The sequence below is a fragment of the Simkania sp. genome, assembly GCF_965215465.1.
Classification (GTDB): domain Bacteria; phylum Chlamydiota; class Chlamydiia; order Chlamydiales; family Simkaniaceae; genus Simkania.
The window spans coordinates 1,423,600-1,440,719 of record NZ_OZ244056.1; the positions used below are offsets into that span (position 1 = coordinate 1,423,600).

Below are 17,120 nucleotides of genomic sequence, written 5' to 3' on the forward strand. Positions count from 1 at the left end.
AAGTTTATGTTTTTCCGCAAATTTTTCCTTACACTTATGGCTTCATCTACACTCTTTGCCTCATCCAATACAGTTCTGCTTGATTTCGGTGGAGTGATGACCGGTGAGCCTGACCGAGCTCTCGTGTTGAACTTTCTCTGTGAATCTCTTGAGCTCTTGCCAAGCGAGTTTGAAAAAGCCAACTTAGAAAAACGGGTAGCTTTCGCGCAGCATGGAACCAATGACTTGCAGTTTTGGGTCGAGTATGCCGCAAGCCACGACATCTCTCTTCCCCAAGAATGGGAGCAACAGTTCAAAGCCGTTTTAAGAAATGCCATTGGGGTCAACGACGAGATGTATGCACTCGTTGAAGAGCTCAAAAGCAAAAAAATTCCGGTCGCCCTTCTCTCAAATATCGATAAACGACTCAGCACCATCTTAAAAGAGCTCGACTTGTACTATCCGTTTGAGCCTTGTCTTCTCTCATGCGATATTGGCGCTGAAAAGCCCGACCCTCGAGCCTACGAAGTAGCATTAGATCTGTTAAATGCTCCTGCTCATCAAATCGTCTTTTTTGACGACCGGGAAGAGAATATCGAAGCCGCTAAACAAGCTGGCCTCGATGCCATTCTCTTTGAATCAGTCTCCCAAGCCCGCGAAGAGCTGGCAAAACGCAACCTACTTTGACATCCCAGGAATGAGCGGATAGGCATGAAAAGTCCAGCCATGCTTTTGATACGAAAGTTGAACTCTAATCGTATCAGCTCTCTTGTTTCTCAAGCTTGCTCCATCCTGATGCACGTATTTCAAAGGCGGTTTGAGAGTCACCATGACATCATCTACTGGACCAAACTCTTTCGGTGGACTGCTTAATATTTTTGTCATTTCAGGGCTATCGACAATCCTATTCAAAAGCTGAACAAATTTGTCTTTTCTTTTTGTGATCAATTTCGGGAACATCGAACCACCCTTTGGAGTGTCTCCGATCCAATCTGGGTTATGTTTACTTTGATGATTATCGACATAAATGTCATCTCGGATGCGATACTCTTGTTCACCCCCATAATCGCCTAGAACACGATCATCATCGAACTTTGAGTGGATGCCCTGCTTTCAAATCCATCTTTGTCGCAGCAGGCTTTTCTACGCTTGTTGAAAATGATTCATGATAAGCTCTGATATCTCTTTGGGTGAGAGTATTTGCACACACTTCATGAACATATCCAATGTTAGACCAAATCCCCGTCTCAACTTCTCTTTTACATTTAAAACAAAACTGAGCATGGTCATCGAATCTAAAAGCACTCTCTTCAAGTTCGTCAACCTCTGCATAGTCGTCAATACCGTCTGATCCAGTTGAGGAAGATTCTCCAATAGCAGACATTTTTTACCCCTCCTTGTAAAATTTTTACCTTCAATATTCCATCGAATTGAAGCTCTGTTGAAGTGATGGCGTCTTGTTTAAGATTGATTTTGAGTCCAAAATCGGATAAAATAGATACAAAACCAAAAGGTTTTTTACGATATGAAACCTTTCCCCATCTGGAAATATTATATCAAATAATTGATTAAAAGGGAATTAAATTGACTGCTAACGTAAATAACAACCCAAATCACTTATTTCCAATAACCTATTCAGTCAATCTAAGTGAGACTGAGCCCTACACCTATGAAACATTTGAAGAGCTTCAAACTCAGCATTTTGACAAGGGGAAAAAGTTCTATATTTGTGTCCTGCGTGAAGGTGAGCGAAACTTCATATTCGACGCTATTTCAATCGCCACGCTGCGCCACCGCACTCAAGTTCTAAGTGAAAAATCAGAAAATCCCCTTACTCGAGCTTCCCTTGGTGATTATGCCATCTATGAATCCTCTTCAGATGACCGCACATTTCGACTTTTCAAAACCAAAACTCAGATGGAAAAGATGTTTCATGTAGAACGTCTTCCTCTTCAATGGAATTGTCTCTCAACAGATCCTGACACCCAACTTCAACTGATGAAAAGGTATGCCCATGAAAAAGCAAATGTTGGTGACCTTGATGATGCAAAAAAGACATATCACCAAATTGTAGAACTATTTGAAGATGTCCAAGCAATGCTCTCTCTTTACAATCTCTACATAGCAGATCAACCCGAGCGTGCCTTCTTCTACTTAGAAAAAGCAATCCAAAAGCAGCCCGATCTTTCAGCAAAGAATCTATTTATCTATGCAAGAAACTTGATCAAACGTAGACGTTTTGACGAAGCCCTCTCCCAACTCGAAAAAGCCGCAGAAAAAGGGGAAAGCAGGGCCATACGAATGCTCACTAACTGTTACGAACAGGGTGATCTCAACACTCCTCTTAGTGAGGAAAAAGCCAAGTTTTGGCGTTCCAAGCTTCCCCGCTTGTAATACTCGTTGAAACCATCCCATTTCACAAAGCATATCTAGATGCTTTCGACTCAACACTATTGAATATTGAATCACCTCACTAGGAAAACTCTCTATAAGATGCTCGTTGAGTGAAATCTGATGATGATTTGATTCTTTAGTGTACTAACTTGTGTCATGAGCTTCTCCTCTCTTCAGCTTGAGGATTTGCCAGCACTCCCATCTCTCTGAGTCGAGCAATCCTCGTTTTATCAAACATCTTAACAACAGCCATTGACCGAATTTCCCATGGCAAAGTTCTAAAGAGTTCATGCGGAACATCTAAATACTCTAGGCCAGATAAGTATCCGGCTTCAAAGGGCAACCCCTCTAAATTTTCTAGTAAATCCAGGAAAGTCAAACTCTCTAAATGTCTGATTTCAGAGGGCAACGTAGTGAGCTTTCCATTCCTCTCTAAGAGTAGCGTGTGAAGTTTGGTTAACTTTCCAATTTCGGCTGGCAGTTTTCTAAGACAATTCGACTCTACATTCAAATGCCCTAGATTAGAGAGTCTGCCAATCCTTCTAGGCAATCGCTTCAATTGATTTCTCGCTAAATCGAGCATTTTAAGCTGAGCCATTCCTCCAATTTCAGGAGGCAACCTTTTAAGGTGACAATTGACCAGGCTTAACTGTTGAAGAGAGGAGAGCAAACCGATTTCTCGAGGCAGTCCTCCTTCAAGATAGTTGTGATTGAGGCATAAAGACGCGAGAGATGCCAGCGAGCCAATTTGGGGCGGCAGCTCCTTAAGTCTGTTCCCCAAAAGCTCTAATTCCACAAGCGATTTTAAGTGTCCTATTTCTGCTGGAAGCTTCTCTAGCTTGTTATTGGAAAGGTCTAAACCTTTAAGAGAGGTCAAATGACCAATTTCAGGTGGCAATTCTTTAATAGAGTTATTGGCAAGGTTTAGGACTTCAAGAGATGTAAATAGACCAATTTCCGGCGGTAAGTGATCTAAACTTTTATAAATCAGTGAGAGCTTTGTGGTTTCTAAGCATTCGGGATGCTCTTCAATCCAAGCATGAAACAGCGCTTCAACGTCATTCCCAGTACAGAGCATCAGTCTAGGAAAATCGACGTCTGACCCAGGAAGTGCCATCCAAAATCTAAGACGACTTTCTTTGAGCTCTTCATTTCGTGCTATTCTTAAGGTTTGGTAACACGTCACCAAATCTCCTCTTTCAACTACAGAAGCATCTTCACCTATGACTGAGTGAACTGCTGCCCGCAGTTTTTGAAAAGGCGTCGCATCAGGCTCAACATTCCATGCGCGGTCTGATAGTTCTCGAGACTTCCCATGGATTGCATAAATCGCATCAAGCGTTTTCTCTATGGTCTCTTTGATACCTGGTAGGCCTTCTTTTTCTCCTAGTTCGAACCCGTCATCAAACAAATAATGACTGATGATTTGACTTTGCAGTGTAGTAGTTGGTGTCATGTTCCCCTTCCTTTTGTGGTATGATATTGTTAATTCTCTATAGTTTGAAATGCTCTCTTTTCCTTTTATGGAGAGCCTCCCCAAATTCTTGAATGCGCTCTCTTCCGATTAACATTTTGTTTCGTAATCTGAGCGTGTCAATTGCTTCAGTAGGAACCTCCTTGAGGGGGTTGACTCGAATTGAGAGTGTCAGAAGCAGATCTAATGTAAAAATTTCATCTGGAACTTTATCTATGAAGTTATACGATAAATCTAAATGCTGAAGTTTGTTTAAACTTCCAACTTCGGATGGGATGCCCTTCAAACGATTTTCACCAAGACTCAGCTGCTCAAGTTTGAGTAATTTTGTGATCGCGCTTGGAACTTCCTCTAATTGATTTTTCCCAAGTAACAAGTATCTAAGTTCAGTGAGATTTCCAATTTCAGATGGAATCTCTTTGATGAGATTCCTGCTCACATCGAGTTTCCTTAAATGTCTTAAAAGACCAATTTCTTTTGGGAGCGCCTCGAGTAAGTTATATTTAAGATTCAAACTGTGAAGCTCTGACAACATCCCTATTTCTGGGGGCAGAGTTTTCAGTCCGCTATGACTCAAGGTCAAATGTGTGACCTTTTTTAAGGATTTTTGATGTTTCATCAGCCAATCTCGAAACAACTCCTCCACTTCATTTCCAGTCAGGTCTTTCAGATGAAGAGGATTGAAACTCAAGTCATCTTTTTTTAGTCCAGGAGTCTGATCATAGAGCACGGCCCATAGAGTCAGTCGACTTTCTTTAAGCGTCTCATTTCTTTCCGACCTGAGCGTTTGATAGTACTGAATAGGGCTTACCATATTCTCAAAAGTGATATCAGGCTTTCTTTCACCCAAAACAGAAGCAAAAGCAGCCTTCAGCTTTTGAAACGATGTTAAGTCTGTTAGCATTTCATACTTTCGCTCGGCAATGCTTAAGCGCCTTTTATCGAATTTATTAATCCCTATAAAACATTCACTGATCGCATATTTTTCTTCGGAAGTTTCAGGCTCCCCATGTTCAAAAAGACACCAACTGGCTATAAGTCCCCTTCGTTCGCTTGAACTGAGTTGTGATAATACTGACATGTGCCCCTTCTTCTCCCCCTAATTCAAGAACGCATAGGGAGTCTACAGAGCAACAAAGTTCTCTTTAGAATTAAGACAGATAAAGTATTTAGTGAAAAATCAGATCTAGAAGTGTGGTTTTCCCATAATAGATGATTTCTCCCTAAGATAGATCCATTATACAATAATTTATTTTAAAATTCAAGAGGTTTTTTAAATCTTAACCTGCTGATTTTGAACCAATAAAACCTCCCTCCCAAATCACTCTAGGAAGCCTGCTTATTTGCTCTTCAGATAGAGAATCAATGAGCTGAGAGGGCAAGCTGAGAACTCTTAGCTTTGGCTAGTCGATTAAGATAAAGAGGTACCTCCTCAAGTGGATTCTCGCCGAGCCGAAGCAGTTCTAGATTGGTTAAGTCACCGAGTTCCAACGGAAGCTCCTTGAGATCATTGTCTGTCAGAGAGAGCTCAGTCAGCTGAGTCAAATTTCCGATTTCTAAAGGAAGCTCCTCAATGACGTTGCGGCTCAAGATTAAAGATTTCAACTCTCTGCACTGCTCTATTTCAGGAGGCAGCTTTGTTAGGCGGTTATCATTCAATGAGAGTTTTCGCAGTTTTGAAAGCTTGCCAATTTGATGAGGAATCTGCTGAAGACCGGTCTTCATAATGGTTAACGAGCGCAGCTCTGTAAATCGACCGATTTCAGGTGGCAAATAGGTCAGCCGTAAGCCAACTTTGGACTCAGCTAAAAAAAGCCGGTCGATCAGCAAAATTTCTGGGTTTTCTTCCAGCCAACTCTGAAATTTCTCAGCAATTTGATCTCCCGTGCAATCGATTAAATGATTTTTCTCAAGATAGGCCCGCCCTGCATGAGGATTTCCGCTATGCCCCAAGAGAATTGCCCATAAAAAGAGGCGACTCTCTTTTAGTTGCTCATTTCTCAAGGTTTGATAGTATGCAATGAGATCTCCTCTTTGAGACGCAGAGGCAGGTTTTGTCTTTTCGCTGGTGACCGCATGAAAAGCCGCCTGCAGTTTTTCAAAAAGTGTTGCCTTTGGCTGAATATTCCATTCACGCTCTGCAAACTCTGGGTGTGTTGAATTGACAACCGCACAAATTCCATCCAGACAGTAAGCAATCACATCCGAAACAGCGGCTTCTTCTTGACCTTGCAGTTGAAAGTTCTGATCAAAAAGATAACGGCTCAAAACCTGATGTTTCAATGAGTCTGTTTGAAGTAATGCTCCCATATTTCCTCTATTTTTTTAGAAAACGGTAAAGGGGTTCTTCCCTCTCAGAAGCGAGGGAATGAAATCTATCACTGCACGTGAATACTGATTCCCACACATTCTAAAAACTCCGTTGGAGGTCGACTCTTGTTTTGCTACTTCTAAATTAGGTATGAGTTGCATCAGTGACAATTGCCTCATGATTCCGAGAACCTGACCAAACTCCGCTTCCTCTGTTACAATCAGCGGAAATAGAAACACTGTCTCAATTCGTTCTAAGCATTGCTGCGCGACGTGATTGATCTTCGGGTTTGATTGAGCCGCTTTCTCTAAATCAAAGTTTTCATCAAAGAGATAATGGCACAGAACCGTATCTTCTAAATTAGTTGTCGAAACATCGACTGACATTTTTTAATTTCCTTCAACCCCCGAAACTAATATTTTAGTAAGTATAAGCTTTCATCTACAACTCGTCTAGAGAATCTCGGACATTCTAGGATTACTAGGCATGGTTGCCTCTTTTTCTGCGGACTCAATCACAGCAGTGTTAATCGGTCCATGAGACTGCTCTCCACTCTAGATAGCTTTAGAAAGAGGGAATCCATAGGGTACGAAGGGCCTAACTCCTCAACATCGATCTCCTCTGAGTCTGGCAACGCCCCTCTTCGTAATGAACGAATCTACTAGCTGTTTCCAAAACAAACACTTCAAGATAGCTCAAACCTGCGATCTCAACCGGAAGTTTTTCTAGTGGAACACCTCTTAAATTCACATCCGAGAGTCGCTTGAGTTTTTCCACAGCATGTGGAAGAGTTTTAAGCGGTTTATTCCTGACATGTAGAGTTTCTAGCCGTTTGCAATTGCACATTTCAGCAGGAAGTTCGGTGAGTTGATTATCTGAAAGATCCAACTCAACAAGCTTGGTAATTGGGTTCTATGAGGAAAAATTAAGTTGCCAGATATAAAGGAATTTAAATAAAGAAGGTGAAAGGTTGAATAAAGGAATTTCATCACGTGCTGAAGCGATTGATCAGACTTTTTTGGAGGTTTGCAAGAAATTTATGCACTCTTTCTGTATTTATATTCAGCATCCCCTTATTCAGTTCTGGAGAAGCAATCATCGGCGGGGAAGAAACCTTCATTGGATATGCTGCCCTAGTAACACCGAATGGAACACTCACAGAAGTAAGTGGGGGCAATTATCCAATTGACGGACCCATTTTCAGCGTTGCGATTAATAGTGCTGGAGTAGGAATCATTGGGGGGGGAGACTTTACCTCTCCCTATGCAGCATTTGTAGCACCAAATGGAACATTAACGGAATTGGGTGGAGGCAATTTCCCCTCAGTTAGCGGAATCATTCTCAACGTTGCAATTAATAATTCTGGAGAAGGAATTATTGGGGGAGAACGTTCTGCATCTGCCTACGCCGCACTCGTAACACCAAATGGAACATTAAGGGAATTGAACGGAACTAATTTCCCTTCAGTGAATGGGAGAATCTTTAACGTTGCGATTAATCGCTCTGGAGAGGGAATTATTGGTGGACGGAATCTCCCAAACGGAGCTGCCTACGCTGCACTTGTTGCACAGGATGGAGCATTGACAGAATTAGATGGAAGTAATTTTCCCTCAATTGATGGAAGAATCTTCAGCGTTTCAATTAATGATTCTGGAGTAGGAATCATTGGGGGTGGAAATTTCATAGGAAACAAGCCCTACGCTGCACTTGTTGCTCCAGATGGAGTATTGAATGAACTGAGCGGAGGAAGTTTTTTCTCGAACTCCGGAGATATTACAAGCGTTGCAATCAACAACTGTGGGACTGCAATCATCGGTGGAAGCGCTGAACCTGGATTCCTTATGTATGCCGCCCTCGTGGCACCAAACGGAGCAGTAGCAGAACTAAGTGGAGGTAATTTTCCTTTAGTTGGGAGCATTAATAGTGTTGCGATTAATCGCTCTGGGGAGGGAATTATTGGTGGACAAAATGACGTAAACGGACCTGCCTACGCTGCTCTCGTTGCGTCAAACGGAGCATTGACAGAGTTAGGAAACTTGCCACTTGAAGGAGAGATCTTCAGCGTTGCAATTAATGATGCAGGAGTAGGAATCATTGGTGGACAGAGTTACGTAACCGGAGCTCCCTACGCTGCGTTTGTTGCACCAAATGGAGCATTAACTGAACTAGATCTAGAAAGTAGTCTTGGTCCTGGACCAATCTATAGTGTTGCAATTTTAGATGCTATTGTCCCCAAAAGCTATGGGCCGGGAAGTAGTGTGATGAACTCTTTATTTCCTCTAACAACTCAGGTTCTGCCAAATCATTCGATGTATTACCACAAAGATCCATACAACAGAGCTCAGCATACTCCTTCACTAGCAGATCAAGAAATAGGCCTTGTTGCCGATGCAACAGATATGATTCGAATAAATACTCCTTGCCTGGAAGATCCTACTTATTCCATATGGCTCACAGGCTTTGGAACCTACGCTCATCAAAAAAAAGACCAGAACTTTGTTGCGCTAACAAATTGGATTGGTGGGGGGATGATCGGCTTTGATTACCGTGGCATTCAAAATACTGTCATTGGAATAGGAGGTGCTTATGCCTATAACCATGTCCATTACACAGAAAATGCAGGGCATGCTAGATTTCACCAAGAGTTTTTAACCTTGTATGGATCCTGGAATAGGAAACACCTTTTCATCAATGCGGCCCTTTGGGGAGGGCTATATCAGCTAAAAAATGAGCGTATCACTTTAGGGATGATGACTTCAACAGCAAATATTGATGGAAAACTGCTTGTTCCTCATCTTGAGATTAGTGCCCCTTTTCATCCAATGGATAGCTGGTTTGTGATTGAGCCTTTTGCAATGCTTGACTGGGCAAACAATTGGCAAGGAAAAGTGAGAGAACATGGAGCCCCAGGATTTAATGTAAAAATAGGAAGCACCTATACCTCTATGTTGCGAAGTGAAATAGGACTTCGATTCTTTGAGTCAATACACTACCTGTGGGGAGATTTAATCCTTCAGGAAAAGGCAAGTTATGTTAACAAACTTCCTTTTCATACAAATGAACAACGTGCAGCATTTGTCGCTTCAGTCTCATCATTTGGCATTGAGGTATTTAGCAGTAAGACTCAAAATCTGGGAGTTGTTCAGCTAAGCTCTCATTTTATTCCCTGTAGCAAAAAGTATCCTTATGGAGCCTTGAATTATCAAGGAGAATTCGGTTCATCATTCCAGTCCCATCTAATTTCTATTGAAGTCGGCAAATACTTTTGAAATTGGTATATACCCAACAAGCCAAGTAAATCTTCCATAGGCAGTCTTCAGGGATAGCTTCCACCCTTTCTTCAAGTTCGCTATCGACCGGGAAGTGCCCATCAAAGAGATACTGGGTAAAAATGAGATTTCCAAGAGTGTGAGTCTCTCTTAATGTCTACGTCATCTTCCCTAACCCATGAAACCGGACTAGACTAACAGCTTCTCAGATTAATGACACATCCCCTCTACTCTTCGTCTGATCAATACCCCTCATTCAAATAAGCCAAAGTAGACGCTAGAAAACTCACAGAAAAGAACGTGAGTAGCTGAGCGATGGCCAGGTTCTTTCCCACCTCTGCAACTGCTTGCAGAACCGTGGGTGCCTGATAGGCACTTACTACTGGTTTTTCTTCTTTTGGCTTTTCTTCTATTTTTGAAGTAGAACTACCTTCTTCTCGAGTGATAGCGGAAGCGAGTTCCTCAAGCTTATTAGACAGGACTAACAAATGTAGATCAGAACGAAGATCATGGCGATCTTTTATTGTTAAAAGCACTTCAGGAGGAATACTTCTAACAGGATTAGGGACAAATTGTAAAAAATTAATTTTAAGTCTGCTAGAGTTGCGCAATCGATCGGGATTTGGTAGAAAGAGAAAAAAGGAATGGCAAATGGCTAAAGATGAAATTCTCGTTGTAGGTGCAGGACCTGTTGGACTTATGATGGCATCGGAGCTCGCGCGCCATGGTGCCAAGTGTCGCATCATCGATAAGAATAAACACCATGCTGCTGATTCACGTGCGGTGGGTGTGCATGCACGCACCCTTGAACTTTATGAAGATGTGGGTCTGATCGGTGAAGCGCTCGAAAAAGGGGTGAAAGTCACAGGAATCAATCTTTATTCTCATGGAAAAAGACTTGTCCATACCGAGTTCAAAAACCTAGACAGTAGATATAGCTTTGTGTTGGATATGCCACAAAGTTTGACCGAACCCATGCTAATGGAGCATTTGAAAGGGTTGGGTTTGGAGGTAGAGCGCAATGTTGAGCTAAATAATCTTGAGCAGCACGATGACCATGTTGAAGTGATGCTAAAACATGGCGAGCGAAGTCTTGTTCCCGAACAATTTGCTTATGTAGTTGGGTGCGATGGAGCCAGGAGTACGTGCCGCCATCTTTGCGAAATCTCCTTTCCTGGTGAAGAGTACCCTTCTCATTGGGCCGTACTTGATTCTGGGTTAGAGTGGCCGTTTGATTCGCAAGAGTTGCAGCTTTTTTTGCATGAGCGGGGCATTGCAGCGTTTTTTCCTCTTCCAGGTAACAGGATGCGCATCACTTATGAAATCTATCTGGACAACCCCAAGGAAGAAACACCGGTTGTCACATATGACACAGTACTTGAAGCGTTGCAGTTGCGGGTCGCAAAAAAACTCAAGTTGATTGAACCGCGCGATCTGAGCACTTTCATCATTCACCACAGGCAAGCAGACCATTATCAAAAAGGACGAGTGTTTATTGCGGGTGATGCTGCCCATTTGCATAGTCCGGCTGGAGGCCAAGGAATGAATACTGGAATGCAAGATGCTTACAACCTCGCTTGGAAGCTCGCTCTGGTGCAGAAAGGAGTGTGCAGTGAAGAGCTACTCAAAACCTACCACCTTGAGCGGCATCCAATAGGGAAATGGGTTCTCAATGTCACCGATCGCTTAACAAAGATGATGACGGTTAAAAACTCGAAACTGGCCTTTTTACGTGATGCTTTTTTATCGGTAGTCGGAAGCTTTGATGCGATTAAAACGCAAATGCCAAAACGGTTTTCTCAGCTTTATCTCCACTATGAGCACAACAAGATCATCTATGAAGAATGCGAGCATCATCCGATGCACGCTAGAGCAGGTCACCGGGCACCTGATCATACCCTGACAAAGGGCAAGCGCCTCTACGAGCTCTTTCAAGGAACGCACCATACACTGCTTCTCTTTTCCGGAAAAAAGCCACATAGCTCAGATCTTGAAGCTTTAAAGAAAGTTGATCAGATGGCGCAAAAGTATGCTCCTCACGTGAAAACTTTCTTTCTCATTCGCAATGATGAAATGGTCAAGAAATGCCTAACCGATAAAGATCGGTGTTTTCTCGACCGTGAGCCCTCCGCCCACGGCCACTACGGAATTGAGAAACCGACAGCTCTTCTTATTCGCCCCGACAAGGTGGTGGGGTTTGCGAATCAACCTCCTCAACCCTCTTCAATAGAAAAGCAGTTCCAGGCATGGATCGATTTGGAATCCGACTGACGTAGAGGCGTGCGAATGTCGAAACTTCTTTCACATAGGGATGGTCTTGATTGCCCTTTTCCCACTCTTTTAAAGTCAATTGAGCTGTCCATAGTGGGTAAGTTAGAAAAGATTCTTTTTTAATCTGATCAACACGAGGATGCACTTTTGTCAGTTTATCAGTGTTTGAAAATCTGCAGAGTTCGAGTGTTGTTTGAAGCTTTACCCAAATATGCATTGCCTTTGGGTCAAACGGTAGCGTTGATTGCAGTTCTGTAGCCATATCTCTCATCCAATTTAGAGTGTTCAAAAGGGAGAAATTCTACCTAGAATGAGAATAAAACTCTAGAGCTTTTGCCTCTTAAGCATGTCGGCAAACAGCCCCTCCTCTTTTTTGGAGAGAGAGTCAAATGTCCCGGATTGGGTGATCTCTCCACCTTCGAGGACATAGATACGGCTGGCATTGCGGATGGTACTGAGGCGGTGGGCAATGACAATCCGCGTAATGTCGAGCTGGTCGATATTTTGCGAGATTTCGCTTTGAGACTTGTTATCGAGTGCGCTGGTTGCTTCATCGAGGAGGAGAATTTTGGGTTGAGGAAGTAATGCTCGAGCTATGAGCAGTCGTTGCTTTTGTCCCCCAGAGAGAGTTTCTCCGTTCATGGGAATAACGGTGTGCAATCCCATAGGGAAATAGTGCAAATCGCGGTGAAAGCCCGAAAGGCGAATGGCTCGGTCGATTTCTTCTTGGGTATAACGCCCTCCTGCAACGACGTTTTGATAGAGGCTCCCGGCAATGATTCCTCCGCCTTGAAGAACCACGCCCATTTGCTTGCGCACTTCATTGATGTTGAGATGAGACAGATCTTTTCCGTTATAGTAAACGGCGCCTCCTTGAGGAGCTTCAAAGCCAAGGATGAGACGGATGAGTGTTGACTTTCCACTTCCTGAGGGACCGACGATTCCAATCATTTCGTGCGGTTTCACTTGGATCGAAACATCTTTTAGGATAGGAGCACTTTTGGGGTCATAGCCGAAGCTGATGTGGTCCATTCGAATGTCTCCTGTGAGCTTTCCAGGAGACGATTTGTTTTGGAGCAGTTCTTGCTTTTCTTCGAGAATCACTTTGGACCGTTTTAGAATGGGAACGATTTGCGCGATGTGCATAACGGTATTGTTAAGATCAAAGATTGCAGCAGAAAAAGTCAAAAAGGCGGTGTTGTAGGCTAAAAAGTCTCCTGTAGAAAGTCGTCCGGCTTCTTCGAGTTGAATCACAACAGCAAAAATGATGAGAAAAGAGAAGAGAGGAAAAGCGGTCATAGCTGCTGCCACAAAGCTTTGCGCATGCTGCCCTTTCATTTCTAGATTTTTTGATTTGGCATACTGAGTAGCCCAATGAGAAAAGGCATTATTTTCAGCTCCAGCAACACGCAATTTTGAAATCCCTGAGAGAATTTGAATCAAGGCTCCATTGATCTGCCCCTGAAATGCCAGCACTTTTTTTTGCATTTTTACTTTGTAGCGAGCGCAGAAATAAGTCAAAGTCATCGAAATTGCGATGAGAAGAAGGGCGATGAAGGTCAGCTTGAGAGAGTAGACTGCCATGACGATTAGGTAAAAGAGGGCAAAGATTCCGGTTAGAATGACACGCGGCCCATCGCCTCCTAATACCGGAACCAATTGATCCATGATCCAAACGCGTAAGAGAAGGTCTCCTCCTGCAAATCGCCGGAAAAAATTCGCAGGAAGTTTGAGTAAACGATCCCATAAGGACGACTGGATTTCGGCAGTTGCTACTCCTGTAATACGTCCTAAAATGAGCGAGCGAAAATAGATGAAAAGAGAGGTGCTGAGCGCTGCAACAAGAAGACCAGCAAAAAGCTGATAGAGCATGTGCATGTTCGCATTGGGAATCGCATGGTTAAATAAGATCGCCATCGACCAAGGAGGAACTAAAGCAAGTAAGGCTGCAATGAGTCCATACGCCCCCAAAACGGCAAATTCGCGCCAGTTTCTTTTTGTGAAAAGTTGCATCACTTTCTTTCCAACATGGACGTGATCAGGGATGGACAGATAAAAGACATAGACTTCAGAGCAAAGAGCTTTAGCGACTTTGTCGTTTAGCGGCTTTTTCGTTCCCTGAACAGGATCATGGACTTCATAAAAGCCCCACTTATTTTGAAGAATGGCAACGGGGTGTTTCTCTCTTCCGTAAAACCCTAAGAGAGCTCCTGAATCCTTTTTCCACCAGTTAGGACTCAAAGTTGCCAGTCGAACGCGAATGTTGGACTCTTTTCCAATCCGTTCAAGGCGCTGTTTGACTGTTCCTTTAAAAGGCTTTCTTTCTGGAAGACTGAGTTCAATGCCTTTGTGTTTTCCTACAAGAAAACAGGCTTTAAAAAGAGGATCGGTCGTCTGAGCCTGCTCTTCTCCCACCTCTTCTTTGAGAATGGCGGCCATTTGATTGAGGCTCTCGTGCAGGGTTTCCGATTGCAAAGCTTCTTTTTCTCGAAATCGTTTGAGCTCTTCTTCTGTTGTTTTGAGTTGCCGCTTCACTAAAAAATGCATCAAGAAAGTGTGAAATTGCTCGATCCCATAGGCCCATGATCCATCGCAAATCACCTCACGAGTGGTTTTAAACGCAATTTCTCCATTCTCCAAGCCAAGAAAGTACTGATAAGGAATGATCGGAAAGCTGCGACGAGCTTCGGGAATTTTGATTTCATAAGGGCCCAACAGTTTGAGAACTTCTCTTTCAAAGTCGCCCCACAAAACTCGCTGCTTCTCGTGTGGATTCTCACTGATCCGTAAGGAAAAGATTTCCCCTCGATCGAGATGTATTTCATCTTCCTCTTCTGCCCAACGATCTACTTTGATTTCCACATCTGTGGTGAGTAGCGGTGCAAACCGGTGCACCCAATGCTCGAGTTTCGGCAGAAAACAGTCTCCCATTTCCTCATTTTTTAAATGCCTCTCAAACTCTTCTTGAGGAAGCTCTATGAGAGTGATTTCTTGCTCACTAAATGCAAAAACCTCAAACTGACTGTCTTGATGCCCCCGCATCGGAAAGATGAGTCCTCTCTCTTCAACTGTCGAAAGAAGAATACGTCTTCCTTCTTGCTGCTCCCTCTTTTCTACGGCAAAGAGGATCATTGACCCTTTTTCAAGAAGCCAAACGGATCCTTCTACTTGAAGATCCAAGCGATAATTTGCTCCTGCCTGCGTGACCCGTCCTTTTTCGTGAAACAATGCTTCAAGCTTATTCATCTTCCACAGTCTCACTTTCAATCAGGTTCTTGTAAACTTTGCCGAGTTTTTTCAGCTCCTCGTGTGTCCCCCGCTCAACAACTTTTCCTCGATCAAGGACAATGATTTCATCACAATCTCGAATGGTGCTCAATCGATGGGCAACCATGATGGCTGAGCAGCCCCGTTTTCGGATCTTGTTCATGATCGCCTTTTCTGTGCGTGAATCTAGGGCGCTTGTTGCTTCATCCATGATGAGAAGTGAAGGATTGTACAGGAGAGCTCGGGCAATTTCTAAGCGTTGTCGCTGTCCACCACTTAAGTTTTTCCCTCCTTCGATGAGCTCCATATCATAGCCGTGAGGGCGTCCTAAAATGTCATAGTGAATGGCGGCGTCTTCGGCAGCTTTCACAAGCAAATCGTCTGGAACTGTCGCATCCCATAAAGTGATATTATCTCGCACGCTTCCCCCAAAGAGAAAGATCTCTTGGTCGACACTGGCAAGCGAGCGGTGCATCACTTCAGGGGGATGCTCTTCGTAAAGTTTGCCATCATAGGTGATCTCTCCACTCCAAGGTTGAAAAAGACCAGTCGAAAGTTTCGAAATCGTCGATTTTCCCGACCCCGAAGGACCCACAAGTGCGACCCGTTGGCCGGGTTTGATTTTGATATTGAGATTTTCAATCAGTGGTGGCGAAAGGGGGCTATAGCCAAAAGTGACATTTTTAAACTCTAAGTAACCATCAAGTTTAAGTACCTCTTTTCCCTTTTCTCCTTCTTTTCTCTTAACATAGAGACGATCAATCGGGTTATTCAAAACGTCATCGAGACGCATGAGGTTCACTTTCATGAACTGCATGAGCTGCCCAAAGTTGACAAAGCGGGTGACAGGCTGCAAAAAGCTAAGCAAGAGAATCTGAAGTGCAATGAGTGTTCCTGCAGACAAATCCCCTCTCATAATGCGCCACCCTCCAATTCCCAAAAGAGCCGCCATGGCAAGTCCTTGGAAAAAGACAGGAGTTGTCGATAAAATAGCGTCCTTTTCACCAATTGCTTGAAGGGAATTGATCTTGTTCGTTTCATACCCCACAAAATTGTTGAACGCATCGTTTTCCGTCCCGGTCGCTTTGACCGTTTCAATTTGTTGGATTGCCCCTATCGTATAACCTGATGATTGCGCTTGCTGTTTTTGCAACCTTGCATAGATGTCAGTACGTGTCCGTTGAATGAGGCGCATCACGACCAAACTCAAGACCCCTGCAATGATCCCCACACTTGCAACAGTCACATCGTACATGAGCATGACAGCTCCATAAAAAACAACGAGCACGAGATCAATTGTCGTGGTTGCCAACGTCCCAGTAATGGTTTCAGCAACTTCGTTATTAAAATTCATGCGTGTGGCAATTTCTGCGGAATACCGCTGGTAGTAAAACGTGACTGGCAAACGGAGAATGTGCCACAAAAACTCACTCGAAAAACGGATCGAGAGTTTTGCATTGAGCCGGTTGAGAAAATACTGTTGCGTCCAAGAAAGTGTCCAAGCAAGCACCATTCCAATTCCAATCGCTCCCAAAAAGGCTTGTCTCCAGGGGAGAATATTTGAGACGAGAATGTTGTCGACAAAGATCCGAATAAAGGCTGGCAAAGCTAGGCCGGGAATGAGCAAGCAAAAGCCGGCAATCAAAATGAAAAGAAGTGACATTTTGACAGGAGTGAGGCGTCTTTTGAGATCATCCCAAAGACTTTGAGCGGCGCCCCCTTTTTTAAAGGCTTTGGTCTTGTTAAAATGAAGGGCAATTCCCGTAAAGGCTTCGTCAAACTCTTCATATGTGACAGTCTGAGGCCCAAACGCAGGATCGTTGAGATAGACTCCATCGCGTCCAAATCCTTCAAGAACGACAAAGTGGTTGTAATTCCAAAAGAGAATCGTCGGTTGTTTCACCTGATAAATTTCACTTAAGCCCTCCCAAGTTCCCTTTCCCTCAAAGCCAAGCTCTTTAGCCGCTTTAATGAGGTTAAGAGCGTTGCTTCCATCTCGAGAGACTCCACATGAAACTCTGAGCTTTTCCATAGGAATAAAACGGCCATAATAGGCGAGTAAAATTGACAGACAGGCAGCTCCGCATTCAGCGTTTTCCATCTGAATGACTGTGGGGGTTCGAACTCTCCAATATTGACTTGCTTTTAGCATCTC

Annotated in this window: 15 protein-coding genes; 4 read left to right on the forward strand and 11 right to left on the reverse strand. The window is 43.5% G+C overall.

From position 1 onward, the window contains the following. Positions 1–6 precede the first annotated feature (6 nt). The gene (locus ACOOFG_RS06605; protein WP_420420683.1) at positions 7–666 is read left to right on the forward strand and encodes an HAD family hydrolase; all 660 of its coding nucleotides are present in this window, start codon (positions 7–9) and stop codon (positions 664–666) included. Here the strand turns inward: ACOOFG_RS06605 and ACOOFG_RS06610 are convergent. After that, positions 658–939 (reverse strand): hypothetical protein, encoded by a 282-nt coding sequence (locus ACOOFG_RS06610; RefSeq protein WP_420420684.1) that lies wholly within the window; start codon positions 937–939, stop codon positions 658–660. The two genes, ACOOFG_RS06605 and ACOOFG_RS06610, sit on opposite strands and share 9 nt — an antisense overlap. 124 nt (positions 940–1,063) lie before the next feature. Beyond that, positions 1,064–1,363, reverse strand: a complete 300-nt coding sequence (locus ACOOFG_RS06615) for a hypothetical protein (RefSeq protein ID WP_420420685.1) — start codon at positions 1,361–1,363, stop codon at positions 1,064–1,066. Between the two features lie 200 nt (positions 1,364–1,563). On the opposite strand from ACOOFG_RS06615, the gene ACOOFG_RS06620 reads away from it, so the two are divergent. Further along, positions 1,564–2,373, forward strand: a complete 810-nt coding sequence (locus tag ACOOFG_RS06620) for a tetratricopeptide repeat protein (RefSeq protein ID WP_420420686.1) — start codon at positions 1,564–1,566, stop codon at positions 2,371–2,373. Positions 2,374–2,527: 154 nt separating this feature from the next. On the opposite strand, the gene ACOOFG_RS06625 is transcribed toward ACOOFG_RS06620, so the two are convergent. From ACOOFG_RS06625 to ACOOFG_RS06645, 5 genes are all read right to left on the reverse strand, one after another. After that, a complete protein-coding gene (locus ACOOFG_RS06625; protein WP_420420687.1) occupies positions 2,528–3,829 on the reverse strand; it encodes a leucine-rich repeat domain-containing protein in 1,302 nt (433 codons plus the stop codon). 37 nt (positions 3,830–3,866) lie between these two features. Then, positions 3,867–4,928, reverse strand: coding sequence for a leucine-rich repeat domain-containing protein (locus ACOOFG_RS06630; RefSeq protein ID WP_420420688.1), 1,062 nt, complete (start codon positions 4,926–4,928; stop codon positions 3,867–3,869). 281 nt (positions 4,929–5,209) lie between these two features. Then, positions 5,210–6,157: a leucine-rich repeat domain-containing protein gene (locus ACOOFG_RS06635; protein WP_420420689.1), complete on the reverse strand. Its 948-nt coding sequence runs from the start codon at positions 6,155–6,157 to the stop codon at positions 5,210–5,212. A 15-nt stretch (positions 6,158–6,172) separates the two neighbouring features. After that, on the reverse strand, positions 6,173–6,544 hold the full coding sequence (locus ACOOFG_RS06640; RefSeq protein WP_420420690.1) for a hypothetical protein: 372 nt from the start codon (positions 6,542–6,544) through the stop codon (positions 6,173–6,175). Positions 6,545–6,755: 211 nt separating this feature from the next. Next, positions 6,756–7,046 carry a leucine-rich repeat domain-containing protein gene (locus ACOOFG_RS06645; RefSeq protein ID WP_420420691.1) on the reverse strand — a complete coding sequence of 97 codons (291 nt, stop codon included), beginning with the start codon at positions 7,044–7,046 and terminating at the stop codon, positions 6,756–6,758. 104 nt (positions 7,047–7,150) lie between these two features. Here ACOOFG_RS06645 and ACOOFG_RS06650 point away from each other — a divergent pair, with 104 nt between their 5' ends. Continuing rightward, positions 7,151–9,427 carry an autotransporter domain-containing protein gene (locus ACOOFG_RS06650; protein ID WP_420420692.1) on the forward strand — a complete coding sequence of 759 codons (2,277 nt, stop codon included), beginning with the start codon at positions 7,151–7,153 and terminating at the stop codon, positions 9,425–9,427. A gap of 242 nt (positions 9,428–9,669) precedes the next feature. On the opposite strand, the gene ACOOFG_RS06655 is transcribed toward ACOOFG_RS06650, so the two are convergent. Further along, the gene (locus tag ACOOFG_RS06655; protein ID WP_420420693.1) at positions 9,670–9,963 is read right to left on the reverse strand and encodes a hypothetical protein; all 294 of its coding nucleotides are present in this window, start codon (positions 9,961–9,963) and stop codon (positions 9,670–9,672) included. A 115-nt stretch (positions 9,964–10,078) separates the two neighbouring features. Between ACOOFG_RS06655 and ACOOFG_RS06660 the strand changes: the two genes are divergently transcribed. After that, positions 10,079–11,698: an FAD-dependent monooxygenase gene (locus ACOOFG_RS06660; protein ID WP_420420694.1), complete on the forward strand. Its 1,620-nt coding sequence runs from the start codon at positions 10,079–10,081 to the stop codon at positions 11,696–11,698. Here the strand turns inward: ACOOFG_RS06660 and ACOOFG_RS06665 are convergent. From ACOOFG_RS06665 to ACOOFG_RS06675, 3 genes are all read right to left on the reverse strand, one after another. After that, positions 11,598–11,960: a hypothetical protein gene (locus tag ACOOFG_RS06665; RefSeq protein WP_420420695.1), complete on the reverse strand. Its 363-nt coding sequence runs from the start codon at positions 11,958–11,960 to the stop codon at positions 11,598–11,600. The two genes, ACOOFG_RS06660 and ACOOFG_RS06665, sit on opposite strands and share 101 nt — an antisense overlap. Positions 11,961–12,022: 62 nt before the next feature. After that, positions 12,023–14,944, reverse strand: coding sequence for an NHLP bacteriocin export ABC transporter permease/ATPase subunit (locus ACOOFG_RS06670; RefSeq protein ID WP_420420696.1), 2,922 nt, complete (start codon positions 14,942–14,944; stop codon positions 12,023–12,025). Further along, a complete protein-coding gene (locus tag ACOOFG_RS06675; protein ID WP_420420697.1) occupies positions 14,937–17,117 on the reverse strand; it encodes an NHLP family bacteriocin export ABC transporter peptidase/permease/ATPase subunit in 2,181 nt (726 codons plus the stop codon). The genes ACOOFG_RS06670 and ACOOFG_RS06675 overlap by 8 nt, the downstream gene beginning before the upstream one ends. Between the last annotated feature and the right edge of the window lie 3 nt (positions 17,118–17,120).